Here is a 24,997-nt window from a genome sequence, read left to right as displayed (position 1 = left end):
CCCGGCGCACGCGCTCCGCCTTGCCGCGCAGGCCCAGCCGCGGCACGACGCCGCCGTGCACCCCGTCCTCCTCGCCGTCCGCGCCGCCCTCGCCGCGCGCCCTGTCGCCGCCGGCCCGCCCCCCGATCCGTGGCACGCGTGGCTCCTCGTGGCGCTCGCGCGGCAGGTCGACCGGCAGCGCTGGCATGTACGGGTCCAGCGCATGCACCTCTCCGAGGACTCCGGTGAGGACTCGGACGAGGGCCAAGTCCCGGGCATGCCGGGCTGGAGGTTCCTCTTTCACGGCATGGGCCTCTGCTTGACCGCACCCGACGGCGAGACGATCGACGTCGACGACCACGGCGACGGCGGCCTCACGATCGATCCTTACTTCTTCGCCCAGCGCATCCGGAGCCTCCGTCACCCCGCGCTCCCCGAGGAGCGCCTGCTCGCCTTCCTCCCCACCGCGGACGCCATGGCCGTCGCCATCCGCGAGCTCACCGAGGAGGGGCTGCTCGTCCCTCGCGCGGAGGGGCAAGTCTTCCGCGTCCTGCCCGAGCTCGAGGAGAGCGCCGGAGCGCTCGCCTCGATCGACTTCTCCGACGCGGAGCTCCGCGCCCGCTGGGCGGAGCTCCTCGGCGATCACGAGCTGCTCGCCCTCGAGCGGCCCTCGGCGGAGGCCCAGGCGCGGGCCGCGGCGCAGCGCGCGGCTTACAAGCGGTACCTGCTCGCGAGGATCGCGCGCGAGGCCACGGCGCGCGCGTTCATCGATCCTCTCGAGGCGGTGCTCACGCCGGCGGAGCTCGTCGACGCGTGCGCTGGGTTGATCGACGCCTCGGTGAACGCGACCTCCGGGCATGCGATCGAGCGGCTCGACGCGCACCCGGACTACCCGGTCTGCCCGGCCGTTGGCCGGCTGCTCGCCCGCGCGGATCCGGCCGTGCATCACCCCTACGCCGTGCACGCCGCCGCCCGGTACCTGCTGCGCCGCGGGCTCGAGCGCGATCGCGCCGTCGAGGCGGTGCTGGCGTTCGCCCGCGTCAGGGTCGTCGCGGGCTACAAGGGAAACCCGTTCCTCGGCGAGCTCGCGCTGCTGCTCCTCGAGTTTGCTCCTCCGCACGCGCTCCCCGCGCTCCGCCGGGGGCTTCGATCGAACACGCCCGCGGTCCGGAGGGACGTCGCCGGGGCGCTGGCCGCGCTCGGCCAGCCGTGGTGCCTTCGAGAGCTCCTTCTCGCGCTGGACGACGCGGCCACGTTCGAGGCGTCTGCCTCGGTGCGGGCGGCGCTCGCGTGGCTCGGCTCGGACGAGGCGCGCGAGGCGCTCATGCGCTGGACGCAGACCCACGTCCTGCGGGCGACAAAGGGCCCGGGCTACGGGTGGGAGGAGGTCCAGGAGGCCAACGTCGATGGGTTCCTCGCGCGCGAGATCGAGGAGCGCCGCGCCTGGGCCGACGCGGTTCGACCGGCGATCGATCCGGACTTCGATCGCGTCGTGTGGGGGTGATCCCGCTTCATCGCGACGCGCCGTGCGCCGATCCTCCAGCGCGGCGCGCGGGGGGTCAACCGCCGCTGCCGTAAGGACGGGTGATGATCTCGAGGAAGTGCCCGTCCGGGTCGGGGAAGTACACGCCGCGCCCGCCGTCGTTGTGGTTGATCTCGCCCGGGCGTTGCGCCCTGGGATCGGCCCAGTACTGGAGCTTGCGCTCGCGGATCCGGCCGAAGATCTCGTCGAACTCCGCCTCGCTGACCAGGAAGGCATAGTGCATGGGCTGGAACTCGTTGGGGCTGTCGACGAAGTCCAGCGTCACGCCGTTATCGAGCTGCACCGCCAGGAAGTGCCCGAACGGCACCGGGGCGGCGAGGCCCAGGATCTCGCTCAGGAAGGTGGCGGACGTCTTCTTGTCCCGCGCCGGGACGATTGTGTGGTTGAGGCGGACGCTCATGCGCGCGCCTCCCTCCGGTGAATCCTGAGCAGGCCCGCCGGCTGCTGCGTCGAGGCCAGGATCTCGGCCTCAGGATGGGTGTCGTTCATGGTGAGCTCCTCCGTCCGAGTCGAGCCCGCTTGAGCGAACGGCTGTACGGGGTCCGCCGCGCGTGCCCGCACGGGATGAGGGCGAGGGTGCCATGCAGGAATCACGGCAGCAAATGCGCGCCGTGCATGCGCGTCATTCGCCTGGACCATGAGAGCGCTCGACGCCGGCGTCATGACGCGGCCATCTCGCCGGGGGCGGACGGGCGCCGCGCCGCCCGCCGCCGGAGGAGAATGCACGGCAAAGGCCATCAAGATCGCGCGTGCGCGCCTCGAAGCCGCGCGCCTGCCCAGGCGCACGGCAGCGCGATCGCGATGTTCGCGAGCGAGTACCAGGCGGGGCCGAGGTCCCACATCGCGATGGCGCCGAGGGTGGCGAGGGCGAGGCCGACGGCGCCGAGGGCGAGGGCGTGGCGCGTCGGGCGAGCCGGAGCGAGCTGGGCTGCGACGTAGCAGCCGGCGGTGTTGAAGAGGATGCGGTAGGCGAGCGCGAGCACGAACAGCGCGTCGCTCATCCGCTCGCCATGGGGCGGGAAGACGCCGGAGGCGTGGAGCGCCAGGTCCACGGCCGTGGTGACGACGACGGTCGAGAGGAGGCCGCCGAGCACGGCGCCGACGCTCCGGAGCGTGGTCCGGGCCGGGGCGGCGTCGGTCGTGGCGGTGAGCGTTCCTTGGAGGGCTTCGGTCGTGTTCATGGTGTCCTCGTCCGGGTGATGGGGCGCCGTCCTTGGCGCTTCACCGAGACGTCGGAGCCGCCGGCGCTCCCTCGACATGGGCGGCGACGATTTTTTCGACCAACGGGGGCGACCCGACCCGGGTTGGGCGACCCGACCCAGGTTGGGGCGACCCGACCCGGGTTGAGCGACCCGACCCAGGTTGGAGGACAGGAGAGCGACGCCGGACGTCGCACCCTCGCGCGCGCGGAGAACGAGTAATATGGCGACCCGACCCAGGTTGGAGGACAGGGGAGCGACGCCGGACGTCGCACCCTCGCGCGCGCGGAGAACGAGTAATATCAAGTAAAATCGTGCACTTGCGCCGGCTTCGCGCGCGCGTCCCGCCGCCGGCCGCCGATTGCTCGAGCCGGCGAGCGGCCTTAGAGGCCCCACGAGGATCGCGGCGCCGGAGCGCGCCCCGCGACATCTGCGCGCGGGGTGAAGGGACGGTTCCATGCCGGAGATGCCCGCGACCGAGGAGCAGCGGAAATGATGCGCATGGTTCCGATGTTCGCCGTGGCCTTGCCCTGCGGCGCCCTCGCGCTCTCGGCGGCCTGCTCCGATCCCGCTCCTCCCTCGCAGCCCGCCGCGCCGCAGCCCGACCCGCGGCCGACGCCCGCGGCGGAGGAGGCGGCGCGGTTCATCGAGCAGGCGGAATCGGAGCTCCACCAGCTGAGCACCCAGAACAACCGCGCCGCGTGGGTGGCCTCGACGTACATCACGGAAGACACCCAGATCCTCGCCGCCGCGGCGAGCGCCAAGCTGCTCTCCGCGCAGGCCGACCTCGCCAAGCGGGCGGATCGCTTCCGCGGCCTCGATCTGCCCCACGACGTCCGCCGGCGGATCGATCTCCTGCGCACGTCCCTCACGCTGTACGCCCCCGCCGATCCGGCGAGGACCCAGGAACTCGCGACGATCGCCTCGAGGCTGGAGGCGGTGTACGGGGCGGGAAAGTACTGCCCCGAGGGCGGCCGGTGCCTGGATCTCGAGGATCTCGGCAAGATCATGGCGGAGAGCCGCGATCCGGAGGAGCTGAAGCGGGCGTGGGTCGGCTGGCGCGCCGTCTCCGCGCCCATGCGCGGCGAGTTCACGCGGCTCGTCGAGCTGGCCAACGAGGGCGCCCGCGAGCTCGGGTTCAAGGACACCGGCGACGCCTGGCGGGCGAAATACGAGCTGCCGCCGGGGGTGCTGCCGCGGGAGGTCGACCGCCTCTGGGCGCAGGTCAAGCCGCTCTACGACGCGCTCCACTGCTACGTGCGCGGCCGGCTCGCCGCGACGTACGGCGCCGAGGTCGTGCCCGACGCGCGCCCGATCCGCGCCGATCTGCTCGGCGACATGTGGGCGCAGGACTGGAGCAACATCGAGGACCTCGCGGCGCCCGAGGGGGCCGCGCCGATCTACGACCTCGGCGCGGCGCTCCGGGAGAAGGGGTTCACGCCGATCCAGATGGTGAAGACGGGAGAGCGCTTCTTCACCTCGCTCGGGTTCGACCCGCTCCCTGCCACGTTCTGGCAGCGGTCGCTCTTCGTCAAGCCGGCGGATCGCGACGTCGTGTGTCACGCGAGCGCATGGAACATCGACGACGAAGAGGATGTGCGCATCAAGATGTGCATCGACATCACCGCCGACGATTTCCACACGATCCACCACGAGCTCGGCCACACCTTCTATCAACTGGCGTACAACGAGCTGCCGCTCCTCTACCGTGACAGCCCGAACCCTGCGTTCCACGAGGCGCTCGGCGACACGATCGGGCTGTCGGTCACGTCGGAGTATCTCCAGCGGATCGGGCTCGTGTCCGCGCTGCCCCCCGCCTCGAGCGACGTCTCGCTCCTCCTGCGCGACGCTCTCGCCAAGGTGGCGTTCCTGCCGTTCGCCGTCGTCGTCGACCGGTGGCGCTGGGGCGTCTTCTCGGGGGACATCCGGCCGGCGGAGTACAACAGCGCCTGGTGGGCGCTCCGGACGAGGTACCAGGGGGTCACGCCGCCTGTATCGCGCTCCGAGGCGGACTTCGATCCTGGCGCGAAGTACCATGTCGCGGCGAGCGTGCCTTATATCCGGTACTTCTTCGCGCACATCCTCCAGTTCCAGCTCCACCGCGCGCTCTGCGAGGAGGCTGGGTACAAGGGGCCGCTCCACCGCTGCACCATCTACGCCAGCGAGAAGGCCGGCGCGCGGCTCCGTCGCATGATGGAGATGGGGCGGAGCCGCCCGTGGCCCGAGGCGCTCGAGGCGGTGACCGGAACACGGCAGATGGATGCGGCGGCCATGCTCGACTACTTCGCGCCGCTCCGGGGCTGGCTCGATCAGCAGAACCGCGGCAAGGCGTGCGGCTGGTAGTCGGCGGCAAGCGCGGGGGGCGCGCGCCGCCCGGGCTTCAGGCCTGCGGCGGCGTGTAGAAGGAAAAGCGCGTTACGGCGCGGTAGCCCATCCGTTCGTACACGGGCCGCCCGATGTCCGTCGCGTGGAGGACGGTCCTCTGGATACCCGTCGCGCGCAGCGCGTCGTCGAGGCAGCCGCGCATCGCCGCCTCGGAGTACCCTTTGCGCCGGTGCTCCGCCGCGGTGACGACGAAGCCCACGTAGCGGATCCCCTCCACGATGTACGTCGCCGCCGAGCACACGGGCTGGCCGCCCGCGTAGCCGACCCGCCCGAACGCCCGGTCGCCCCACAGCGCCTCGTGGGCCATGGCGGCGCGCCCCGCGGCGATCGGCAGGCCGTAGGCGGCGGTGTTGAGGTCGGCAATGGCGGCGCGCGTCTCGGCGTCGGCGACGCGCCGGAGCTCGAGGCCGGAAGGCGCGCTCCGCCCCGGGGCGATCGCGTCGGCCACCATGCCCGTGAGCGACACGGACGGCGCGAAGCCGAGCCGGCCCAGGAGCTCGGCGGCCGCGCCCGCGTCGCCGCCGGGCGCGCGGGCATCGGACAGCACGAAGAGCCAGGGCACGCCGCCCGTCCGGGCGAGCTCGACGGCCCTGCGCGCCCGGCGCTCGAGATCCTGGAGGTCGGTGGCCGGCGAGGAGAGCGCGGCCACGTTGAGAAGGACCATGTCCGTGCCCGAGAGCACGACGGTGACGCCGTCGGTGTGCTCGATCCGATGGCCGGGGAGACCCTGGCTGAAATAGGTCCAGGCGGCCAGGAACTGAGCATTGGACTCTTCGATCTCGATCGGGTCGGGCATGCGAAACCTCCTCCGGACGGAGAGTACCGGAGCGGAGGCGTCCAGTGATCGAGGCAGAGAACGGGCGCGTGCGGCGAGGGCGCCGCGGTCAGGGCGGTCGTGGCGCCTGGCGCGGCCTCACTCCTGCTCGGCGCTCTCCAGCGTGTGGCAGTAGTGGCACGAGAAATCGCCGGTCTCCGTCATCGGGTCGAACCTCGGGATCTCGAGCAGCGCGGCCATCTCGGGCACGACCCTCTCGTACATGAAGGTGCCGAACCGCTCGCGGTCCGGGTGCGCCGGGTCGCCCACCCACTCGAGGAAGCCGTCCGGGGTGTCGGGGAGCGGGGTGATCTGCGGGGTCGGCATCGCGTAGGCGCGCGCGACAGCGTCGCTGCCGTGGCACGTCTCGCAGGTCATGTTCTCGTACTTCGCGTCGTACTCGGCGAAGACCTCGGCCATCCGCGGCAGGACGACGTCGGTCATGAACTCGCCGCGCTCCTCGAAGCTCATGTCCTTCCACGCGACGTGCTCTTCGTCCCCCCCGCACGCGGCGACGAGGAACAGGGACCCGGCCATCGCGACGCGCCCGAGGATCGCGCTGCCTCGCCTCGCCCCGCGAACGGAGTGCGCCGGGGGCGCCGGCCGGGCCGCCTCGAGGTTCGCGTCGTTCGTCGCCGGTGCCGCGGTGTTCATGGATCGCATCGTCGTGTCTCCTCTGATTGGATCGAAGCGGGGCGTCCGGACGGTCCGGCCGGATGCGCCGTGGGTCTGCCGTGACGACGAACGGGCGACCGCGAGATCGACACGCGGGCGATCTTTTTTTGTGTTTTATGCAAGTATTGGAAATGATTGTATTTCTGTGAGCGGCCGGGGCGCCGGCGCAGACGGGCGTGGGGCCCGGGGGCCGCGGGCGAGGCGGGACGGGCGTCCCTTCGCCGCGCGCCGCCCCGCTGGTGAGCCCGCCTACGTCGGCGGGGTTGCCGCGATCTCGCGCTGGAGCGAACGGTCGAAGACGAAGGTCCCGAAGGGGACGATCGACGACACGAAGGCGAGCGACGAGCGGCCGAGCGACCACCGGCGCGCGACGGCGGCGCGGAGGAGCGCGGCGACGAACAGCACGAAGAGCAGGCCGTGGGCGCTGCCGACGACGCGCACGGCGAGCGGCAGGTCGGCGAGGTACTTGAGCGGCATCGCGATGAAGAGGAGGAGAAGGTACGACACCCCCTCGACGATCGCGATGAGGCGGAGCTGGCGGAGCGCGGTCATGGCGAGAGGGTAGGGCACGCGGCGGGGAAACTCATCCGGGTTGCCGCGTTCGCATCATGACGTGGGCGCCGGTGCTCACGAAGCGGCGCCGGGGCTCACGAGAGGCGCCAGGGCGCTGGCCTCGGCAGCGGAGAGCGGCGCCGACAGCAGCGCCTCGGCGCACGGCGCGATCACCTCGCGCACCGCGTCCAGGTGGCAGCGCGCCCGCTCCGCCTCGGTGAGCCGGCCGTTGTCGCGCCACGCGGCGGCGTCGACCCCGGCGCGCTCCGGGCCGCGCGCGGCGCGCGCCCCGGCGAGCGCCTCGTCGAAGGCGCGCGCGACCGCCGCGCGCACCGGCTCGCCGCCGCGCGCCAGCGCCCAGCGCACGAACGCCCAGGCGAGCTCGGCGTGGGCGGCCTCGTCCGCGGCGATCCTGTCGAGGGCGCGGCACACCTCGGGGTCGCGCGCGCGGCCCCGCTGCGCGCCGGCCTGCAGCGCGGCGAGCGTCTCGCCGACGCAGCCCTCGCGCACCGCGCTGGCGGCGGCGCCGGCGAGCGTGGGCGCCTCGAGCGCGCCGTCCATGGCGAGCGGCCCCGGGCCGAGCGGCCGGCCGGCGTAGCGGCTCGCGAGCGCGAAGCAGGCGCGCGCGTGCTGGAGCTCGTCCGCGAGGGCGCGCTGCGCGGCCTCGATCAGGGCGGGCGGCGCGCCGAGGGCGAGCAGGTCGAGCGTGAAGCGCGCGAAGGACGCGATCGACGCGTGCTCGAGGCGCGCGTCGGTGAGCCACGCCTCGGCGAGGGCCGCGCGCGTCGCTGGATCGAGCGCGAGCGGCGCGTCCGCCGCGGCGTCGAGCGCCCAGTCGGCCCGCGCCTCGACCCCGGCGAGCCGCGGCGCGCCGCCCACGAGGAACGGGCGGCCGCAGGCGCCGACGCCGGGGTTGTTGACGTCGTAGCAACACTGGCCGTCCTCGAGCCGGCCGTTCTCGTAGAGCACGCACGACACGGGGTTGGGGTGGTACTCGCCCGGGCAGGTCGCGGCGCTCCCCCCCGCGCCGCCAGCGCCGCCCGCTTCGCCGCCGCCTGCGGTGCCGGCGCTGGCGCGGACCTCCTCCGGCGAGAAGCACCTCGTCTCCGCGGAGGTGCCCTGACCGCCGGCGCCGCCGGTGCCCGCCGCGCCGCCGATGCCCGCCGCGCCGCCGGTGCCCGCCGCGCCGCCTGCGCCCCCCTCGCCGCCTGCGCCGCCCGCGCTATCTGCGCCACCTGCGCCGCCGGTGCCTGTCACGCCGCCCGCGCCGCCGCCGGCGACGTCGTGACAGCCGAGCGCCAGCGACAGGCCCGTGAACATGCCGGTTCCCACGATCTGCATGATGCGCGCGCGCAGCTCTCTGCTCATGGTGATGTGTCCCTCCTCGACGTGCCGCCTGCGGCCCCTCGGCGTCCCCGCAGCATCGGGATGTTCGGTCGGCGCCGCAAGACGCCAGGCGAGTGGGCGGGCCGCTGCTGGAGGCGTGGACGAGAGCTCGTATCGGCCGCTCGGTACGTGCTCAGTACCGATCGCTGTCGTCCTTCGGCGCCATCGGCCACGCCGGCGCGCTCTCACCGTTGATCGTCGTGCCGCCGTTCATGAAGGTGCCGGCCATTCGCAGGAAGCCGGCGGGGAAGTCGAGCGTCGGGGCCGAGAGCGCGTCGAGCGCCGCCACGTGATCGGGCGCGAGCTTGACCTCCAGGCAAGCGAGGTTGTCGTCGAGCTGCGCCAGCGTGCGCGCGCCGATGATGGTGGAGGTGACGCCCGGCCTGGCCACCACCCAGGCAAGCGCCACGCGCGCCGGCGTCGTAGCGAGCTCCCTGGCGATCTCGACGAGCTTGTCGACGATGGCGTACGCCTTGTCGTTGAGCGCGGAGAGCACGAACGGGCCGCGATCGGTCCTGTGCTTGCCGGCGTTCTCCCGCGTGTACTTGCCGGAGAGCACGCCGCTCTTGAGGGGCGACCAGGGCGTGACGCCGAGGCCCAGCTCGCGCGCCATGGGGATGAGCTCCCCCTCCACCGTGCGCTCGAGGAGCGAGTGCTCGATCTGCAGCGCGATGAACTGCGCCCACCCGCGGAAGCCCGCGAGACCGTGCGCCTGCGCCACCTTCCACGCCGGCGTGTCGGAGACGCCGACGTAGCGGACCTTGCCGGCCGTCACCAGGTCGTGGAGCGCGTGCGCGGTCTCCTCGATGGGCGTGTTCTTGTCCCAGACGTGCATCCAGTAGAGGTCGATGTAGTCGGTCTGCAAGCGGCGCAGCGACTGCTCGCACTGCGCGAAGATGGCCTTCCTCCCGGCGCCGCCGCCGTTGGGGTCGCCGGGGTAGAGGTTGGCGGTGAACTTGGTGGCGATCACCGCCCGGTCGCGCTTGCTCGGGTGGCGGCCGAGGTGGTCGCCGATGATCTTCTCGGAGTGGCCCTTCGTGTAGGCGTTGGCGGTGTCGATGAAGTTGCCGCCGCGCTCGATGAAGCGATCGAGGATCGCCTCGGAATCCTTGACGCTGGATCCGAAGCCGAGGTCTTCGCCGAAGGTCATGGCGCCGAGGCACAGGGGGCTGACGCGCAGCCCGGAGCGGCCGAGGGTGACGTAGTTGTCGAGGCTCATCGCGGTTCTCCTGGGGTTCGGGCTGGAGAGCCCTTGCAGGACCACACCGTGCGCCCGTGGCGGCGTGCAATCTTGGAGGAAACGGCCGAGACGGCGCCGGGCGGGTTGATGGCGGCCAGCGGCGAGCGCACGATGGAGCCGTGCTCGAACCGATCGAACAGGACATCGCGCGGCGCGCCCCGCACCCGGAGGTCGGCGCGCCGGCGTCGCGTGTGCTCCGCAATTTCGTCGCCGCCGTTCGCACCAGCACGCCGCCGGTCACGAACATCGACCTGCTGCCCGACGGCACGACGACGCTCGTGTTTCGCCTCCTCGACGCGGACCGCGCCGACCTCGTCGTCGTCGGGCCCAAGATGCGGGCCGTGTACAAGCGCGTGCCGCGCTTCCAGATCGTCGTGCAGGTGGTCTTTCGACCCGGCGGCGCGTACCCCTTCTTCGGTGTGCCGATGGACGAGCTCGCCGATCGCATCGTCCCGGCGCGCGATCTCTGGGGCGGACGCGCCGACGCCCTGCTCGAACAGCTCGCGGCGGCCGGCGCCGGCGTCACGCTGGACGCCGCGCGGGCTCGCCTGGAAGCGATAGAACGCGCCCTCGAAGGCCGCCTGCTCGGCCCCGACGTGTTCGAGCCGGCGTCGGCGGCCGTGGCGCGCGCCGCGGTCCGGAAGCTCTCGCTCGGGGGGGGCACCGTGGAGGAGACGGCAAGCGCGCTCCACGTCAGCCCGCGGAACCTGCGGCGCGCCTTCGTCGCGACCGTCGGCGTCTCGCCGAAGCAGTACGCGCGCATCGCCCGCTTTCAGCGCGTCGTCGCGAACATGCAGGTCGCCCGCGGGGCGTGGTCGGAGGTCGCCCTCGCGAGCGGGTATTGCGATCAGCCGCACCTGGTCAGGGAGTTCCGCGAGCTCGCGGGGCTCTCGCCGGTCGAGTTCATGAAGCGACGCTCGACCGGCGAGATCGGTCGCACGCGCGATGAGATGGAGAGACCGCGAGCCCGGCCGCGTCTTTCAGGGAGCCGGGCAGCCGCGTTCGCGAGAGCCTCGTACCCCGGCTGACGGGGCCCCGCGCGGGCGCGGGCCCCGGTGTCGTGAGCGTGTACCTCGCTCGTGTGTTCCCTGGAACGCCGATCACGTTGGGCGAGCGAGAGAGAGATAAACCGCCAAGGCGCCAAGGACGCCAAGAAGAAGATCACACCTTGGCGCCTTGGCGCCTTGGCGGTTCGAAATTCTGCTCGTTTCAGGCGGGTTCAACCCGTTTGTCGCTCTAGCCGCAGCCGCCCACCTCGCCCTCGTCGCTGCCGCCGCCCCCGTTGCTGCCGCCGCCCTCTCCGCCCTCGCCGCCGCAATCGAGCTCGTCGACGACCCACAGCCCCGTCGCTCCGTCGCAGGTGGCGGTCTGTGTACCGCAATCGAACTCGTAACTGCACGGTCCCACGCCGTAGTGACCTTCGCAGGACGCCCCGTCCTCGGGCAGCACGTCAGGACACTCGGTGCATTGCTCGACCCACACACCGTCCGTGCAGACGACCGAGCAGCTGGAGCAAGCGTAATCGCATTGCTCGCCCTCGTTCGCGCAGGCCGATCCCGGCGGGGCGCCTTCTCCCTGCACGCACGCCACGGGGTCGCTGCCGGCTCCGGTCGACGCGCTGGACGACGAGGGATCGTCGGGCGCGCTGCCCGTGCTGGTGGATGCGCTCGACGACGAGGGATCTTCGGACGTGTTGCCCCCCGTGCCGCTCCCCGCCGGCGATTCGACCGGATCGGAGCAAGCGAGCATGTGAAACAGCGCCACGGGGATGAGACATCGAAGGATGACGTTCATGTCCCCGCCTCCAGCACGTGATGTGCCAGCAAGATTCGTCAATCTTTCCGCAAGGTAACGAGAATCGTGTGCCACACTGAGTCGGTTCGCTCGGCGCTGGCGGCACAGACTGCCATGGTGGAACGTCACGAGCGCTCCGGGGCTGTTCATGAGGGGTGAAGCCTCCAGCGCGTCGAGCGCGTCGCAGGACGCCGTCAGCGGTGCCACCGGAAGAGCCGGAGGCTCAGCGCGAACGTCGCGACCGTCCAGCCGGCGAGGATGGCGAGGCCGCCGGCGAGCTGGCCGGGATCGGTGACGCCGAACAGCAGGGTCTCCCGGGTGAGCCGCACCATCTGCGTGCTCGGCAGCAGGGCGCCGAGGGCGGCGAGCGGGCCGGGCAGCGCCGAGAGCGGGAAGAAGATCTCCGAGAGGAAGACGACAGGCAGGTTCACCGCGCTGATGAGGTCGACAACGAGGTCCTCGGTCGTGATCACGCACGCGAGCACGAAGCCCGCGCCCATGAACGCGAGCAGGCCGAGCAGCGATATCACGGCCACCCAGGAGGCCGAGGCCGCGGTGAACGGCACGCCGAAGAGCAGCGCGCCGGCCGCCGCCACGAGGGCGATCTGCCCGAGGACGAGGACGGAGCGCGCCGCGATCTGCGCCCCGACGAACACCGCCTTCGGCATCGGCGTCGTCGCGAGCTTCTTCAGGAAGCGGTTCTGCCGGTAGAGCACCATCGTGTAGCCGGTCGCGAAGAGGCCGGCGAGCATGACGCTGAACGTGAGGATCCCCGGGAACAGGTAGTGGACGTACCCCCAGCGCGGGACCTCCACCACGGAGAGCTCGGCCCGCACGCCGGGCGACGCGGCGATCCCGCGCCCGAAGATCCGGTCGCGGGGGCCGACGAGCACGCGCCCTGGCGCGCCGCCGCCGGGGATCACGAGGACGGCGCTCGCGGTCCGCGCGTGGAGGTGCGCGAGCCCCTCGGCCTCGCTGCGCACCGGCACGAGCCGCGCGTCGCGGGCGAGCTCGGCGTCGAGCGCCTCGAGCGGGCGCGCGCCGCCGTCGTGAGCGCCGCGCGCGGGGACGACCGCGATGGTGCGCTCCTCGAACGGGTGGCCGTTCATGAACACGAGGCCCACGACGACGAGGAGCGCGACGGGGAAGAGCAGCACGAAGCTCGCCGAGCTCGCGCTCCGCAGCACGTCGAGCAGCCGCAGGCGCGCGAGCGCCCAGAACGCGCTCACGACGCCTCGCGCGCCTCGCCGTCGCGCATGCGGACGGCGCAGAAGTGGAAGAACGCGTCCTCGACCCCGAGCCCGGTCCGGCGGCCCTCGGGCACCGCGGCGACGAGCTCGTCGCGCGTGCCGCTCGCCCGGAGCTTGCCGCCGACGAGGAAGAGGAGCCTGTCGCAGAGGGCGTCGGCCTCGCGCAGGTCGTGCGTCGTCATGAGGACCGTCCGCTCGCGGGCCACGCCGCGCAGCAGCTCGCCGACCTCCTGCTTGCTGGCCGGGTCGAGCGGCGCCGTCGGCTCGTCGAGGAAGAGCAGCTCGGGCTCGTGCACGAGCGCGGCGGCGATGAAGAGGCGCGCCGCCTCGCCGCCCGACAGGCGCGCCATGGGCACGGCCGCGCGCGGCGTCAGGCGCGCCCGCTCGAGGATGCGCGCCGCGCCGCCGCGGATGCCGTAGATCGCGGCGAACAGACCGGCGTACTCCCGCGTCGTGCAGCGCTCGAGCTGGACCTCCTTCTGCATGACGACGCCGACCCGCCGCCGCGGGTAGGGCGGGATGGGCGCGCCGAAGAGGCGGACCGCGCCGCGCGTCGGCTCGCTGAGGCCCTCCAGGATGTCGAGGAGCGTCGTCTTGCCGGCGCCGTTCGGGCCGAGGACGCCGACGAGGCCGGGGCCCTCCACGCGGAAGCTCACGTCCGAGAGCGCCGCGACGTCGCCGAAGGTCTTGGTCAGCGACTCGACGGCGACGACCTCGTCTGGCGCGCGGGGCATGCGCGCGAGCTTACCAGGTCGGACGGGCGGAGATGTCCGGTGGCTCTCTCGGATCGGGGCGGGTCGTCGAGATGGGGAGAGCGGCCTCCGTGCGATCAGCGGCGCTGGCCGGGCGCGGTCGTCGATGCCGTCGCGTCCGACGCGACGAACGCGCGGATCTCCCGGATCATCTCCTCCGCGGCGTCCTCGAAGAAGAAGTGATCCGCGTCAGGCAGCTCGATCGTCCTGTGGTCCGGGAAAGCCGCCTCGAACCGGGCGCGGTCGCTGCCAGGAAACCCCATGTCCTGGAGCGCCCAGAAGAGGAGCGCCTTCTTGCCCGCGAGGCGGGGCAGGCCGGCCTCCACCTCCTCGAAGTAGTCGGTCGCGGCGGTGATCTGGCCCGGATAGAAGGCCGCGATCCCGCGGCGATCGAGCGGGATGAACGGCCGGACGTACACGTCGGCCACGTCGGCGGGCAGCTCCCGGACGATGCCGTGGTCGATGCCGAACGCGGCGAACGCGTTGAAGTTCACCTGCGCGAACTCGCCGATCGGCCCGCCCACGATCATCGAGAACTTGCCGCGGGGCGTATCCGTGCTCGTCGGCCACGCCCACGTGCTCCCGACGACGACGCGCCGCACGAGCTCCGGCCGGCGCCCGGCGAACCCGAGGCCGATGGGGCCGCCCCAGTCCTGCATGACGAGGGTGATGTCGCGCAGGCCGAGCCGATCGACGAACTCCTCGACGACGCGGCTCTCCTCGCGGGGCGTGAAGCCGAACCCGGCCGGCGCCTCGGACAGGCCGAAGCCCGGGTAATCGAGCGCGACGCACCGGTGCGATCCCCGCAGACCATGGATGAGATCGCGCCACTGGAACGACCACGCCGGGTTGCCGTGAAGGAAGAGGAGCGTCTCGCCCTGGCCCTCGTCGACGTAGTGGACGCGCGCCCCACCCGGGAGATCGACGAAGCGGTGCTCGACGTCGAACATCGCGCGCGGGATCTCGAAGGCGAGGCCCTGGGCGCCGCGCGGCACGTCGCGCTCGGTCGAGAGCGCGCCGGCGAGGCCGGCGAGCTCGATCGCGCCGAGCGCCGCGGCGCCGAGGGCCGCGGCGCGCGAGGGGCGCGGCCGGTCGACGAGGCGAGGGACGAGCAGCGCCAGCGCGACGGCGACGACGGCCACGGCGGGGAGCGCCGCGGCGGCGAGGCCGCGCGGGCCCGCGACGGCCATCCCCAGGAGCCCGCCCGCCGCGAGCCCGGCGAGGGCCGCCGCCAGGGAGAGGCGCGGCCGCGCGGAGCGATCGGCGAGGGCGCGGTACAGCAGCGCCGCGAGCACCGCGGCGAGGGCGCACGCGGGCGTGACGACCGCGTACCGGAGCGAGGGGAAGAAGGCGATGCCGCGCGCGTGCGGCGCCGCCAGGACGGCCGCCGTGGCCAGCGCGACGACGGGGACGGCCGCGGTGAGCCCGGCCCGCAGGACGCGCAGCGCCTCGGCGCCGGTCCATCGCGTGGCCGATGTGTCGATCAGGGGTGCTCTGGTTTGGGTGATCAAGGCGTATTCCTCCGTTGGGTCGAGGCTGTCGCGAGCGCCGGCGTGACCCGGCGCGCGCGGGACACACGCCGAGCGGACCGGCGGACGGCGTCGCCGCGCGCGCCGTGCGCCCGGCGCTCGTCGCCGGCGGGCAGCAGCGCCCGCGGCCGATCTCGGCGCGATGGCGCCGCGCGGCGCTCCCGGAGACGCGCCGGATCAGCCGGCGGGTCCGCGTTGCGCTCGCGAGCCCATCATGGCCCTGGTCACATCATGCCTCCAATACATGATACTCATGAGAACCATGCAGGATGAGCATGATGCCCGCGAGCTCGCCGCCCTGGACCTCAACCTGCTGGTCGTGCTCGACACGCTGCTCGCCGAGCGCCACGTCACCCGGGCCGCCGCGCGCCTCGGCATGACCCAGCCGGCGTGCAGCCACGCGCTGGGCCGCCTGCGCCGCGCGCTCGGCGACCCGCTCCTCGTGCGCGGGGCGCGCGGCGCGATGCTGCCGACGCCGCGCGCCGAGGCGCTGGCGCCCGGCCTGCGCGCCGCCCTGCGCGGCCTGGCCAGCGCGGTGCGCGGCGAGCCGCGGTTCGAGCCCGCCACGGCGCGGCGCACGTTCCGGCTCGCCGCCGGCGACTACGCCGAGCTGGTGCTGCTGCCGCCGCTCTTGTCGCTCCTGGCCGGCGAGGCGCCCGGCGTGCACGTCTGGATGATGCCGCTGGCGCTGACCCGCGAGGAGGTCGTCGCGCAGCTCGCGTCGGGCGCCGTCGACGTCGTGATCGGCCCGCCGCGCCGCGGCTGGCCCGAGGGCCTCTACGTCCGCCCGCTCTTCGAGGAGCGCTTCCGCTGCGTCGTGCGGCGCGACCACCCGGCGGCGCGCCGGCGCCTCACCCTCGACCGCTACTGCGCGCTCTCGCACCTCCTCGTCGCGCCGCGCGGCACGCCGGGCAGCCTCGTCGACGACGCGCTGACGGCGCTCGGGCGCAGCCGGCGCATCGCGGCGGCGGTCCCGCACTTCCTCGTGGCGCCGCACGTCGTCGCGGCCACCGACCTGATGGCCACCCTCGGCGCCCGCCTCGTCGACGCCACCGCGGCGCCGCTCGGGCTCACGGTGCTGCCGCCGCCCCTCGAGCTGGCCGGCTTCTCGCTGGCGATGATCTGGCACGAGCGCACGCACCACGACCCGGCGCACCGCTGGCTGCGCGACCAGGTCGCGAGCACGGCGTGCTGAGGGGACCTGCGGAGAGCTCCTCACCAGCGCGTCCGACCCTGATACCCTCCTCGCCCGATGGCGACCGACCGGCTGATCCACGAGACGACGAGCCTCTGCCCGGCCTGCAAGATCGCCGTCCCGGCCCGGGTCGTCGCCGCGCCCTCCGGCGAGGTCTGGATGCGCAAGGCCTGCCCCGATCACGGCCCGTGCGACGTGAGGCTCTCGACGAGCGCCGCCTGGTACGAGGCGACGCGCGCCATCGCGCCCGCCCCCGCGCCGCCCCCTGCGCCGCGCCGCCCCGTCGAGCACGGCTGCCCCTTCGACTGCGGCCCGTGCGAGGCCCACACCCAGCGCGTCCGCATGCCGGTCGTCACGATCACGAGCGCCTGCGACCTCGATTGCCCCATGTGCTACGTGCACAACCGGAACGACGGCGCGTTCTTCATGAGCAAGGCCGAGTTCGGGGGCGTGCTCCGCCACCTCGTCTCCGGCGCCGGCGGCGACCTCGACCTCATCAACCTCACCGGCGGCGAGCCAACGCTCCACCCCGAGCTGCCCGAGCTCGTCGCCATGTGCAAGGACGCCGGCATCCACCGCGTCAGCATCTGCAGCCACGGCTTCGGCCTGCTCAGGAATGACGCCTTGCTCGGGCGCCTCGCCGAGCTCGGCGCCCGCATCGCGCTCTCGTTCGACACGTTCGACGACGCCACCGACAAGGCCCTGAACGGCGTCAGGAGCGTCGACAGGAAGCTCGCCTGCCTCGAGCGGCTCGACGCCGCCGGCGTCGACACGACGCTCATCCCCGTCATGACCCGCGGCCACAACGACCACGAGATCGGCCGCATCATCGACCTCGGCCTCCGGCTCGGCTGCGTCCGCCACCTCGAGGTCCACACGATGACCTTCACCGGCCAGAGCGGCGCCTCCTTCGACCGCCGCGGGCGCATCTCGACGATCGAGGTCCTCGAGCGCATCGCCGAGACGACCGGCGGGCTCCTGTCCCCCGGCGACTTCGTCCCGTCGCCGTGCGCGCACCCGCTCTGCTACCAGATCGCCTACCTGCTCCTGGACCCGGCCGGCGGCCCGCCGATCCCGTTCACCCGGTTCATGAGCCGCGAGGCGCTCCACGCCTGCCTCGGCGACCACCTCTACCTCGAGCCGAGCGCCCGCCTCGAGCGCGCCATGCAGGACGCGATCGACGCCCTCTGGTCGCGCGGCGACGACGACCGCGCCCTCGGCCTGCTGAACGGCCTGCTGCGCGCGCTGTTCCCGGCGAAGCGGCCGCTCCGCAGGGAAGAGGCGCTGCGCGTCAGCGAGCGCGCGGTCAAGGCGATCTACGTCCACTCGCACATGGACGAGGAGACGTTCGACGTCGAGCGCGCGGCCCAGTGCTGCGACAGCAACTGCTACGCCGACGGCAAGACGGTGCCTGTCTGCAACTACAACGTGCTCTACCGGGAGAAGGAGCCGAGGTTCATGCGCGTGCCGAGGACGTGGTCCGATCGATCCGGCGGGAGGCGCGCCCTCCCGCTCCTCTCGCCGCCGCCCCGCCGGGAGGCCCCGTGAGCGCCGCCGCGCCGCTCCTCGCCGGCAAGCGCTGCCTCGTCACCGGCGGCTCGCGCGGCCTCGGGCGCGCCATCGCCCTCGCGTTCGCGCGCCACGGCGCGCGCGTCGCCTTCACCTACGCGACCGACGACGCCGACGCCGCCGAGGCGGCCCGCCTCCTCACCATGGCCGGCGCGCCGCCGCTCGTCCTCAAGGGCTCTGTCGCCGACGCCGCCCACGTGAAGGACGCCCTCGCCGCGCTCCACCGCGCCTGGGGCGGGATCGACGTGCTCGTCAACAACGCCGGCATCACGCAGGTCCTCCCCATCTCGCTGCTCGAGGAGGAGGACTGGGATCTCGTGATGGACGTCAACGTGAAGGGCGCCTACCTCATGAGCCGCGCCGCCCTGCGGCACATGATCCGCGAGAAGCGCGGCGTCATCCTGAACATCGGCAACTTCGCCTCCGAGCGCGTCATCGAGGCCCCTGTCCACTACGCCGCCTCGAAGTCGGCCCTGCGCGGCCTCACCGAGGCGCTCGCGCGCGAGGTCGGCCGGCACGGCGTGCGCGTGAACCTCCTCGGCCCCGGCCTCCTCGAGGAGGGCATGGCGCAGGGGCTCCCGCAGCACCGCCAGGACGAGTACGTCGCGCACACGGGCCTCCGGCGCCTCGGCCGCCTCGATGAGCTCGCCGAGCTCGCCGTGTTCCTGTGCTCCGACGAGAGCGCCTTCATGAGCGCCGCCAAGCTCGTCGCCGACGGAGGGCTCTGACATGGACGCGTTCGAGGACATCCTGCGCGACGGCTTCGACGACTACCGCGCCTTCGTGAACCCGCTCATCGCGCAGCGGGCGAAGCTCGCGCGCGAGCCCATCCGGGTCGTGCGCGCCGAGGACGGCCTCCTCGTCGACAGCGAGGGGCTCGTCATCGAGGACTTCCACGGCACGCAGGCGTTCGGCCACCGGAACCCGGGCGTGGCCCGCGCCGTCCGCGCCTTCCTCGACTCGGACGCGCCCTCCTGGTACCCGTCGCGCGTCAACCCGTTCGCGGGCCGCCTGGCGCGCCGCCTCTGCGAGCGCACGGGCCACTACGACAACGTCTTCTTCGGGTGCACGGGCAGCGATGCCGTCGAGGCGTCGCTCAAGCTCGCCCGCGCCCTCACCCGCAAGCCCGTCCTCGTCGGGCTGACCGGCGCCTACCACGGCTGCTCCTACGGCAGCGTCTCGTTCATGGGCGCGGGCTACCTGCGCGACCCGTTCGTGCCCCTCTTGCAAGGCGCCACCTCGATCCCGTTCGGCGACGTCGACGCGCTCGCCCGCGTGCTCGCCGGGGGCGACGTGGCCGCCGTGCTCGTCGAGCCCATCCAGGGCGAGGGCGGCGTGCGCGAGCTGCCGCCCCCGTTCGTCGAGGCGCTCTGCGACCTCACGGCGATGCACGGCGCGCTGCTCATCGCCGACGAGGTGCAGACCGGCCTCGGCCGCACGGGGCGCGGCTTCCTCGCGACCGAGCGGTGGCCGCGCCGGCCCGACGTGGTCCTGCTCGCGAAGCAGCTCGGCGGCGGCCTCCTGCCGCTCTCGGCGATGGTCACGCGGCGCGAGATCTTCGTGCGCGCCTACGGCAAGGAGTTCGCCGCGGGCGAGAGCCACAACAACACCATGGGGTACAACGCGCTCTCCGCGGTCGCGGGGCTCGCCACGCTCGATCTCATCACGGACGAGCTCATCGCGACCGTCCGCGACACGGGCGCGTACCTCCGCGAGCGCCTCGAGGCCGCCCTCCGGCCGAGCCGGCTGTTCAAGGAGGTGCGCGGCGCCGGCCTCATGCTCGGCGTCGAGCTCGCGCAGCCGGACCACCCCTGGCTCTCCTTCGAGCACTTCGGGTACCCCGATCTCGCGCACATGTCCGTCGTGTCGCCGCTCGTGTGCCACCGCCTCTACCGCCGCGGCTTCTTCTGCTTCACGTGCGGCCACGACTGGACGATCTTCCGGCTCCAGCCCCGGTTCGACATCCCGCGCGCCACGCTCGACACGTTCGTCGACGCCGCGGCCGACGCGCTCGCCTACGTGGAGGGCCTGACGTGAAGCACGCCATCGTCTTCGGGGGCACGGGCGCCGTCGGCGCCGCGGTGCTGCGCGCGCTCGCCGCGCGCGGCGCGACCGCCACGTTCACGTACTTCCGGGGCGCGGACCGCGCCGCCGCGCTCTCGCGCGAGCTCGGCTTCCGCGCCGTCCAGCTCGACCTCACCGACGCCGCCGCGCTCCGCGCGTTCGTCGCCCGGCTCGGCGCGGACGAGCCGGCGCCCGCCGCGGCGATCCACTGCGCCGGCGCCCTCGACCCGACGCCGGGGCTCGACCTGTCGGACGAGGCGTGGGACCGGGCCTACGCCTCGAACGCGCGCGCCGCCTTCCTCGTCGCGCGCGACGTCGGCGCGCTGATGGCGCGCGGCGGCGGCGGCGAGATCGTCCTCGTGGGCGGGCTCGACCGCGCGCAGTCGCTGCCGATCCCCGTCGCCTTCGCGGCGAGCCAGGGCATGATCGCGGCCACGGCCATGGCGCTCGCGAAGGAGCTCGGCCCGCGGCAGGTCCGGGTCAACATGGTCGCGCTGGGCCTGCTCGACGCCGGGCTATCGGCGCAGCTCGGCGCGGATCTCCGCGACGAGTACCTCGCGTTCTCGGCCCTGCGCCGCCTCGGCACGCCGGACGAGGCCGCGCGCGCGATCGTCTGGCTCGCCCTTCACAACACGTACGTGAGCGGCAAGGTCGTCCCGGTGAACGGCGGCATCTGACCGGCGCGCGCCAGCGCGTCGTCGAGCGCGTAGTCGCTGCGCAGATCGCCGAGCCGGCGCGGCGTGAAGCGGATGTCGTCGAACACGGCGGTGCAGCCGTCGCCCGCCGGCGACTGCGCCGAGAAGCCGACGGCGAGCTCCATCGTGATGCCGAGCGAGAAGCTGCGGACGAGCTGCCACGTCGCCCCGTCGGTGGAGGCGTGGAACGCGCACGCCCGCCCGAGCCGCGAGGCGCGCAGCCACACGTGCCCCGCGTCGACGGCGAACGACCGGCGCTCCTCCGACCGCCCGCGCGTCACCACCGAGACGACCGTCGGCGCGCGCTCCGGCGACAGCTCGAAGCCGAGCTTCGCCCACGCGCGCTCGTGCGCCCAGAGCACCAGCGCGCCGCCGTCGCGCGCGGACGCGAAGCCCACGGCGACGCGCGCGCTGGTGAGGAAATCTCCCTGCGGCGTCCCGAGGAGGCGCGGCGCGTTCAGGACGCCGGCGGTGCGCTCCGGATCGAGGAACAGGTCGGTCTTGCTGCCCGCCGTGACGGTCAGGCACGATCCCTTGCCGATGCTCCAGCTCCTCGGCGGCACTTCCCAGCGGAGCGGCGCCGGCAGCGGCGCCATGAACACAGGTGTACCCACGTCTCCCTCCCCCTGCATGGCGCGATGCTACCAGGAGTGTGTTCCCACGATGTCAGGAATCGTTACGATGTGTGTGCAGGATCTCAGGCCCATGCGAATTACCGTCTTCCTGGTGTCTTGCTGCCTGGCTGTAGGCCTGTCCGGCTGCTTGAAGCCGAGGCGCGGCCCACCGGAGTTCCTGGTCGCGCCGGGGGAGGTGCGCTCGTCGTCGGGGGGCAGCAACGACTACGCGGGCGCCGCGGCGACGCTCGCTGCCGCGGCCGGCGCGACCGTGGCGCAGCGCGAGGCGTACGACATCTGTTACGCGTCCTGTCCGATCGGGACGGCGTGCAATCCCGAGACGGGCCTGTGCGAGCGCCTGCCGTGCGGGGGGAAGTGCCCGGCCGACCGCCGCTGCAAGATCGTCGAGGGCAAGGAGGCCTGCGTGCTCGGGGAGCCCGATCGCGGCGTGGTGCCGCTCGGGCCGGAGCCCGGAGCAGGGCAGCCTGGGGCAGGGGAACCCGCGCCGGGAAGGGCAGGGGCGCCCGCGCCGGGAGGAGCGGCCGGCGCGGCGCCGGGGCCGCGCGCGGACTGACGCTCTCCCGCGCTCCGTTCCTTGCGCCATGGTGGTTCGATTCTCTTCTTCACCTCGCCTCCACCTCGCCAGGCCGCGCCTGGAACAACGATCACGTTGAGCGAGCGAGAAATGAACCGCCAAGACGCCAAGGACGCCAATACATTGTCTTCTTCTTGGCGTCCTTGGCGTCTTGGCGGTTCGAAGTTCTGCTCGTTTCAGGCGGGTTCAGCCCGTTTGTTGCTCTAGCTCCAGCCCCGGCTCGCCATCTCCGCGACAGGCTATCTCCGCGCGAGATCGAGCAGCGCCCGCACGCGCGAGTACGCGACATACGGGTTGTCCCCGGACCCGCCCAGATCGTCCCCGTCCTCACCCGCGCCCTGGGCCCTGATCGGTATCCAGAAATAATCCGGGTGCATCAGCTTCCCGTTCACGCCGTTCGCGAAGGCGGGGTTGCTTATCCACTCGCCGCCGAGCACCGTCAGCCGGTCGTCGAGCTCGAGCACGTAGTGGAGCTCCGACGAGACGGGCGCCACGCTGCGCAGCGCGGCCGGCTGGAGCAGCGCCGCGGGGCTCACCTCGTCGGAGATCATCCCGTAGCGCGCCGACACGCGCACGAAGCGCCGCGCGCTCGGGTTGAACCGGTAGTTATAGCAATCCGCCCCGTGGTACCCGCCGTTACACACGAGCCGCGCCGCCTCCTGCGCGCTCACCTCGGCCATCGCGTCGATCGTGAACGACGTGACCGGGTAGCTCCACACCTCGCGGTGCCACGTGTAGTCGACGACGAACGAGCGCCGCCCCCGCCCGCTCGACGCGGCGCTGATCGAGCTCGCGCCGAGGCCGAGGAGGCCGGTCATCGCCACGTGCATCGTCCCGGGGTTCAGGTCGCGGCACGCCGGATCGACCGGCCTGCCGTAGAGGTCGCGCACCACCTGATCCTCCCGCGCCTCGCAACGGCGCCCCGAGAAGGTGGCGGCGTCGTGCTGGTACAGCTCGGTCATGAGCGCCTCGATGTCCGCCATGCGGAACAGGACGCACCCCGTCTCGACCGACGCGCACTCGACGAGCGTGCTGCCGGAGCGCCTCACGCGGACATCGCGCCGCGGCGGGCCGCCGCCCTCGGCGACGACGTAGGCCGCCCAGCCGTTGCAGTGGCCCCACCAGTACTCCGGGGTGACGCCCTGGTACATCCCGTGATGCGTCAGCTCCCAGTAGGTCGTCGGCCCCGCCACCCGCGTGGCCCGCAGGGCGCCCGACCCATCCGCCCGGCTCCGCTCGCCGGGGGGCGGCTCGATCGACCGGCCCTGTCCCGCGTAGAAGAGGAGATCGTATTTCTCCGCCGGAGAGAGGTTGTCCGGATCGGACGTCAGATCGCCGTAGTCCTTGATCACGGAGTTCCACCGGTCCGCGATGCCGTTCCTGTTGTGGGGCCACCACTGTGAGGCGAAGGGGCCCGCGGCCTGGCCTTGCACGAGGCTCGAGTTCAGCGCGGCATAGGAGCCTCGCAGCTCCGGGTGCAGGCTCGTGGGGAGGTTCGCGGCGTCCATGGGCTCGCGCGTCCCGGTCAACGGGATGAGGAGCGTGTGCGAGCCGCCGATGATCTGGCCCGTCTCCGGCGTGACCCCGAGCACGTACGGTATCGTTCCCCCCTCGAGGAAGCGCGCCTCGATCGGCCGCGCGCTCGTCCGAAGAGCGGCCGCGCCCTCGTGCTGCTCCTGCTCTTGCTCTCTCTGGTCCAGATCCATGCAGCCCAGCGCTAGAACCGCTGAGCTCACCGCCATTACCCCGATACGCATTGTCATGGCTGCTCCCCCCCCGCACGCCTACCCTGTACCACCCGCGTCGCCGATGTCTGCAGAGGTCGGGCCAGCGGCGACGTGGATGCGTCGCGCAAACGATGCACGCGCGTGCGACGCAGCAGGGGGGATCTCGTTCCTGCGTGGCGTTCTCCTTCCGGGAGCGCGCGCGTGCGCTCCAGACGGCCATGCATGTTTCCGTTCCAGGTCCGCGCGATCGATGGGTATCCGAGGCTGTGTGACCCCGACGGAGATGGAGCTGGGTGCTGGGCGGACAGGGACAACGGCGCCCGAGCGCGCGGCGCCGCGGCGGTCGGGCTCGCGCGCGCGGCGCCGCGGCGGTCGGGCTCGCGCGCGCGGCGCCGCGGCGGTCGGGCTCGCGCGCGCGGCGCCGCGGCGGTCGGGCTCGCGCGCGCGGCGCCGCGGCGGTCGGGCTCGCGCGCGCGGCGCCGCGGCGGTCGGGCTCGCGCGCGCGGCGCCGCGTCCGGCTCAGGTGCCGCGGCCGGTGAGCGCCGAGCCGCGGCCGCCGCCGTGCGTCCCGACGCGTCCGCCGACGTCGCCGCCGAGGCCGGCGTCGGGGATGCGCAGCGCGTTGACGATCCGCTTCACGCCGCTGACCCCGCCGGCGACCTCCTCGGCCATCTCCTTCAGCGCGTCGCTGTCGACGGTCCCCGAGAGACGCACCTCGGCGTCGCGCACCTCGACCTCGATCTCGGCCATGTCGAGCTGGTCGTGCTCTCCGAGCAGCTCGCACACATCCTCGCGGATCTCCTCGTCCGATCGCTCGCCGCCTTCATCCCCCGAGCCCGCGAACGTCCCGCGGGTTGGCGGCCGGGCGCGGCGTCGCGGCCCCGAGATGCCGGTCGTCTGCTCGCCGTAGCCGCCGCCGAGGCTCCCCCATCCCTCGCGCTCGGACGCGCTGGTGCTCCCGGGAAGGCCGGGGGCGATGCCGCCGGGCCGCCCGGCGCTGTGGCCGCCTCCCCGCTCTGCCGAGCTCGATCCGCCGCCTGGGCTGCGGATCTCGCTCGCGTCGTCTCTGCTCTTCTCATCCCTGACGCCCGTCATGGCGCACCTCCCGTCGTAGAGCCCCCCCGGCGACCTCCATGGGCGCCGTTCCTGGGCGACGGCATGGGCCAGCCGCCCGAGATGTCCGTGCGGCGACACCCGACCGGCACGTCGATCCGCGCCGGCCGTCCTCCGCGTGCGCGTGCCTCGAGCGCGCTGCCTCCGTGAACGCCGGCAGACGCGGAGAGCCAACGAGCTCGACCTCTCCTGTAGCGCCCGCCCGGTCGGGCGGTGCGGAACCTGCTTCCGCGTGTCGTTGACACCTCCCTGAAACATCAGTAAGTTTCCTCCTGCGAATCGGCCGACCGCAGGGTTGGCAGCGATCGCTGCGATTGCAGCGACCGG

The 24,997-nt window shown here is 73.1% G+C and carries 23 protein-coding genes; 9 read left to right on the top strand and 14 right to left on the bottom strand.

The genetic code is table 11. The annotated features are described in order from the left end of the window. The first annotated feature begins 55 nt into the window (after nucleotides 1-55). The gene (locus tag WMF24_RS20885) at nucleotides 56-1,483 is read left to right on the top strand and encodes a HEAT repeat domain-containing protein (RefSeq protein WP_437738180.1); all 1,428 of its coding nucleotides are present in this window, start codon (nucleotides 56-58) and stop codon (nucleotides 1,481-1,483) included. Nucleotides 1,484-1,538: 55 nt separating this feature from the next. On the opposite strand, the gene WMF24_RS20880 is transcribed toward WMF24_RS20885, so the two are convergent. Beyond that, nucleotides 1,539-1,922 (bottom strand): VOC family protein, encoded by a 384-nt coding sequence (locus WMF24_RS20880; RefSeq protein ID WP_437738179.1) that lies wholly within the window; start codon nucleotides 1,920-1,922, stop codon nucleotides 1,539-1,541. Nucleotides 1,923-2,259: 337 nt separating this feature from the next. Further along, entirely contained in the window at nucleotides 2,260-2,703 is a 444-nt protein-coding gene (locus WMF24_RS20875; protein WP_437738178.1) for a hypothetical protein, read from the bottom strand. 510 nt (nucleotides 2,704-3,213) lie between these two features. Between WMF24_RS20875 and WMF24_RS20870 the strand changes: the two genes are divergently transcribed. Continuing rightward, nucleotides 3,214-5,064 carry a M2 family metallopeptidase gene (locus WMF24_RS20870; RefSeq protein ID WP_437738177.1) on the top strand — a complete coding sequence of 617 codons (1,851 nt, stop codon included), beginning with the start codon at nucleotides 3,214-3,216 and terminating at the stop codon, nucleotides 5,062-5,064. A gap of 37 nt (nucleotides 5,065-5,101) precedes the next feature. On the opposite strand, the gene WMF24_RS20865 is transcribed toward WMF24_RS20870, so the two are convergent. The 5 genes from WMF24_RS20865 to WMF24_RS20845 all read right to left on the bottom strand — a co-directional run bounded on the left by WMF24_RS20865 (nucleotide 5,102) and on the right by WMF24_RS20845 (nucleotide 9,752). Beyond that, on the bottom strand, nucleotides 5,102-5,902 hold the full coding sequence (locus WMF24_RS20865; protein ID WP_437738176.1) for a GNAT family N-acetyltransferase: 801 nt from the start codon (nucleotides 5,900-5,902) through the stop codon (nucleotides 5,102-5,104). A gap of 117 nt (nucleotides 5,903-6,019) precedes the next feature. After that, nucleotides 6,020-6,574, bottom strand: coding sequence for a hypothetical protein (locus WMF24_RS20860; protein WP_437738175.1), 555 nt, complete (start codon nucleotides 6,572-6,574; stop codon nucleotides 6,020-6,022). A gap of 270 nt (nucleotides 6,575-6,844) precedes the next feature. Then, nucleotides 6,845-7,147 carry a DUF3817 domain-containing protein gene (locus tag WMF24_RS20855; RefSeq protein WP_437738174.1) on the bottom strand — a complete coding sequence of 101 codons (303 nt, stop codon included), beginning with the start codon at nucleotides 7,145-7,147 and terminating at the stop codon, nucleotides 6,845-6,847. A 75-nt stretch (nucleotides 7,148-7,222) separates the two neighbouring features. After that, nucleotides 7,223-8,515, bottom strand: a complete 1,293-nt coding sequence (locus WMF24_RS20850; RefSeq protein WP_437738173.1) for a ferritin-like domain-containing protein — start codon at nucleotides 8,513-8,515, stop codon at nucleotides 7,223-7,225. Between the two features lie 151 nt (nucleotides 8,516-8,666). Then, nucleotides 8,667-9,752 (bottom strand): aldo/keto reductase, encoded by a 1,086-nt coding sequence (locus tag WMF24_RS20845; protein WP_437738172.1) that lies wholly within the window; start codon nucleotides 9,750-9,752, stop codon nucleotides 8,667-8,669. A gap of 140 nt (nucleotides 9,753-9,892) precedes the next feature. Between WMF24_RS20845 and WMF24_RS20840 the strand changes: the two genes are divergently transcribed. Continuing rightward, entirely contained in the window at nucleotides 9,893-10,801 is a 909-nt protein-coding gene (locus tag WMF24_RS20840; RefSeq protein WP_437738171.1) for a helix-turn-helix domain-containing protein, read from the top strand. Between the two features lie 208 nt (nucleotides 10,802-11,009). Here the strand turns inward: WMF24_RS20840 and WMF24_RS20835 are convergent, their stop codons facing one another. From WMF24_RS20835 to WMF24_RS20820, 4 genes are all read right to left on the bottom strand, one after another. Then, nucleotides 11,010-11,567: a hypothetical protein gene (locus WMF24_RS20835; protein ID WP_437738170.1), complete on the bottom strand. Its 558-nt coding sequence runs from the start codon at nucleotides 11,565-11,567 to the stop codon at nucleotides 11,010-11,012. Nucleotides 11,568-11,761: 194 nt separating this feature from the next. Then, the gene (locus tag WMF24_RS20830) at nucleotides 11,762-12,796 is read right to left on the bottom strand and encodes an ABC transporter permease (protein WP_437738169.1); all 1,035 of its coding nucleotides are present in this window, start codon (nucleotides 12,794-12,796) and stop codon (nucleotides 11,762-11,764) included. Further along, nucleotides 12,793-13,551: an ABC transporter ATP-binding protein gene (locus WMF24_RS20825; RefSeq protein WP_437738168.1), complete on the bottom strand. Its 759-nt coding sequence runs from the start codon at nucleotides 13,549-13,551 to the stop codon at nucleotides 12,793-12,795. The genes WMF24_RS20830 and WMF24_RS20825 overlap by 4 nt, the downstream gene beginning before the upstream one ends. 95 nt (nucleotides 13,552-13,646) lie before the next feature. Next, nucleotides 13,647-15,080 (bottom strand): alpha/beta fold hydrolase, encoded by a 1,434-nt coding sequence (locus tag WMF24_RS20820; RefSeq protein ID WP_437738167.1) that lies wholly within the window; start codon nucleotides 15,078-15,080, stop codon nucleotides 13,647-13,649. 280 nt (nucleotides 15,081-15,360) lie between these two features. Between WMF24_RS20820 and WMF24_RS20815 the strand changes: the two genes are divergently transcribed. Genes WMF24_RS20815 through WMF24_RS20795 form a run of 5 tightly spaced genes read left to right on the top strand, consistent with a single transcriptional unit; the run spans nucleotide 15,361 to nucleotide 20,603 of the window. Further along, the gene (locus WMF24_RS20815) at nucleotides 15,361-16,293 is read left to right on the top strand and encodes a LysR family transcriptional regulator (RefSeq protein ID WP_437738166.1); all 933 of its coding nucleotides are present in this window, start codon (nucleotides 15,361-15,363) and stop codon (nucleotides 16,291-16,293) included. A gap of 57 nt (nucleotides 16,294-16,350) precedes the next feature. After that, a complete protein-coding gene (locus tag WMF24_RS20810; RefSeq protein WP_437738165.1) occupies nucleotides 16,351-17,841 on the top strand; it encodes a radical SAM protein in 1,491 nt (496 codons plus the stop codon). Further along, nucleotides 17,838-18,590, top strand: coding sequence for an SDR family NAD(P)-dependent oxidoreductase (locus WMF24_RS20805; protein ID WP_437738164.1), 753 nt, complete (start codon nucleotides 17,838-17,840; stop codon nucleotides 18,588-18,590). The genes WMF24_RS20810 and WMF24_RS20805 overlap by 4 nt, the downstream gene beginning before the upstream one ends. A gap of 1 nt (nucleotide 18,591) precedes the next feature. Then, on the top strand, nucleotides 18,592-19,899 hold the full coding sequence (locus tag WMF24_RS20800) for a class-III pyridoxal-phosphate-dependent aminotransferase (RefSeq protein ID WP_437738163.1): 1,308 nt from the start codon (nucleotides 18,592-18,594) through the stop codon (nucleotides 19,897-19,899). Then, on the top strand, nucleotides 19,896-20,603 hold the full coding sequence (locus WMF24_RS20795) for an SDR family NAD(P)-dependent oxidoreductase (protein ID WP_437738162.1): 708 nt from the start codon (nucleotides 19,896-19,898) through the stop codon (nucleotides 20,601-20,603). Before WMF24_RS20800 ends, WMF24_RS20795 begins: the two co-directional genes overlap by 4 nt. Here the strand turns inward: WMF24_RS20795 and WMF24_RS20790 are convergent. After that, the gene (locus WMF24_RS20790) at nucleotides 20,552-21,217 is read right to left on the bottom strand and encodes a DUF1349 domain-containing protein (protein WP_437738830.1); all 666 of its coding nucleotides are present in this window, start codon (nucleotides 21,215-21,217) and stop codon (nucleotides 20,552-20,554) included. The two genes, WMF24_RS20795 and WMF24_RS20790, sit on opposite strands and share 52 nt — an antisense overlap. Before the next feature lie 109 nt (nucleotides 21,218-21,326). Here WMF24_RS20790 and WMF24_RS20785 point away from each other — a divergent pair, with 109 nt between their 5' ends. Continuing rightward, nucleotides 21,327-21,809 (top strand): hypothetical protein, encoded by a 483-nt coding sequence (locus tag WMF24_RS20785; protein ID WP_437738161.1) that lies wholly within the window; start codon nucleotides 21,327-21,329, stop codon nucleotides 21,807-21,809. A gap of 260 nt (nucleotides 21,810-22,069) precedes the next feature. On the opposite strand, the gene WMF24_RS20780 is transcribed toward WMF24_RS20785, so the two are convergent. Both WMF24_RS20780 and WMF24_RS20775 read right to left on the bottom strand, forming a co-directional pair. Beyond that, nucleotides 22,070-23,536: a hypothetical protein gene (locus WMF24_RS20780; protein ID WP_437738160.1), complete on the bottom strand. Its 1,467-nt coding sequence runs from the start codon at nucleotides 23,534-23,536 to the stop codon at nucleotides 22,070-22,072. Between the two features lie 540 nt (nucleotides 23,537-24,076). Beyond that, entirely contained in the window at nucleotides 24,077-24,652 is a 576-nt protein-coding gene (locus WMF24_RS20775; RefSeq protein WP_437738159.1) for a BON domain-containing protein, read from the bottom strand. Nucleotides 24,653-24,997 lie beyond the last annotated feature (345 nt).

The sequence above is a fragment of the Sorangium sp. So ce1335 genome (assembly GCF_051521615.1).
Taxonomy (GTDB): domain Bacteria; phylum Myxococcota_A; class Polyangia; order Polyangiales; family Polyangiaceae; genus Sorangium.
This window is presented reverse-complemented; position numbering and strand designations above follow the sequence as displayed.

Excerpts from the sequence above, each read along its gene's own strand:
- WMF24_RS20880 (WP_437738179.1), bottom strand. The coding sequence starts at position 1,922 with ATGAGCGTCCGCCTCAACCACACAATCGTCCCGGCGCGGGACAAGAAG.
- WMF24_RS20875 (WP_437738178.1), bottom strand. The coding sequence starts at position 2,703 with ATGAACACGACCGAAGCCCTCCAAGGAACGCTCACCGCCACGACCGAC.
- WMF24_RS20870 (WP_437738177.1), top strand. The coding sequence starts at position 3,214 with ATGATGCGCATGGTTCCGATGTTCGCCGTGGCCTTGCCCTGCGGCGCC.
- WMF24_RS20865 (WP_437738176.1), bottom strand. The coding sequence starts at position 5,902 with ATGCCCGACCCGATCGAGATCGAAGAGTCCAATGCTCAGTTCCTGGCC.
- WMF24_RS20860 (WP_437738175.1), bottom strand. The coding sequence starts at position 6,574 with ATGAACACCGCGGCACCGGCGACGAACGACGCGAACCTCGAGGCGGCC.
- WMF24_RS20855 (WP_437738174.1), bottom strand. The coding sequence starts at position 7,147 with ATGACCGCGCTCCGCCAGCTCCGCCTCATCGCGATCGTCGAGGGGGTG.
- WMF24_RS20850 (WP_437738173.1), bottom strand. The coding sequence starts at position 8,515 with ATGAGCAGAGAGCTGCGCGCGCGCATCATGCAGATCGTGGGAACCGGC.
- WMF24_RS20845 (WP_437738172.1), bottom strand. The coding sequence starts at position 9,752 with ATGAGCCTCGACAACTACGTCACCCTCGGCCGCTCCGGGCTGCGCGTC.
- WMF24_RS20835 (WP_437738170.1), bottom strand. The coding sequence starts at position 11,567 with ATGAACGTCATCCTTCGATGTCTCATCCCCGTGGCGCTGTTTCACATG.
- WMF24_RS20825 (WP_437738168.1), bottom strand. The coding sequence starts at position 13,551 with ATGCCCCGCGCGCCAGACGAGGTCGTCGCCGTCGAGTCGCTGACCAAG.
- WMF24_RS20815 (WP_437738166.1), top strand. The coding sequence starts at position 15,361 with ATGCAGGATGAGCATGATGCCCGCGAGCTCGCCGCCCTGGACCTCAAC.
- WMF24_RS20810 (WP_437738165.1), top strand. The coding sequence starts at position 16,351 with ATGGCGACCGACCGGCTGATCCACGAGACGACGAGCCTCTGCCCGGCC.
- WMF24_RS20800 (WP_437738163.1), top strand. The coding sequence starts at position 18,592 with ATGGACGCGTTCGAGGACATCCTGCGCGACGGCTTCGACGACTACCGC.
- WMF24_RS20790 (WP_437738830.1), bottom strand. The coding sequence starts at position 21,217 with ATGGCGCCGCTGCCGGCGCCGCTCCGCTGGGAAGTGCCGCCGAGGAGC.
- WMF24_RS20785 (WP_437738161.1), top strand. The coding sequence starts at position 21,327 with ATGCGAATTACCGTCTTCCTGGTGTCTTGCTGCCTGGCTGTAGGCCTG.
- WMF24_RS20780 (WP_437738160.1), bottom strand. The coding sequence starts at position 23,536 with ATGGATCTGGACCAGAGAGAGCAAGAGCAGGAGCAGCACGAGGGCGCG.
- WMF24_RS20775 (WP_437738159.1), bottom strand. The coding sequence starts at position 24,652 with ATGACGGGCGTCAGGGATGAGAAGAGCAGAGACGACGCGAGCGAGATC.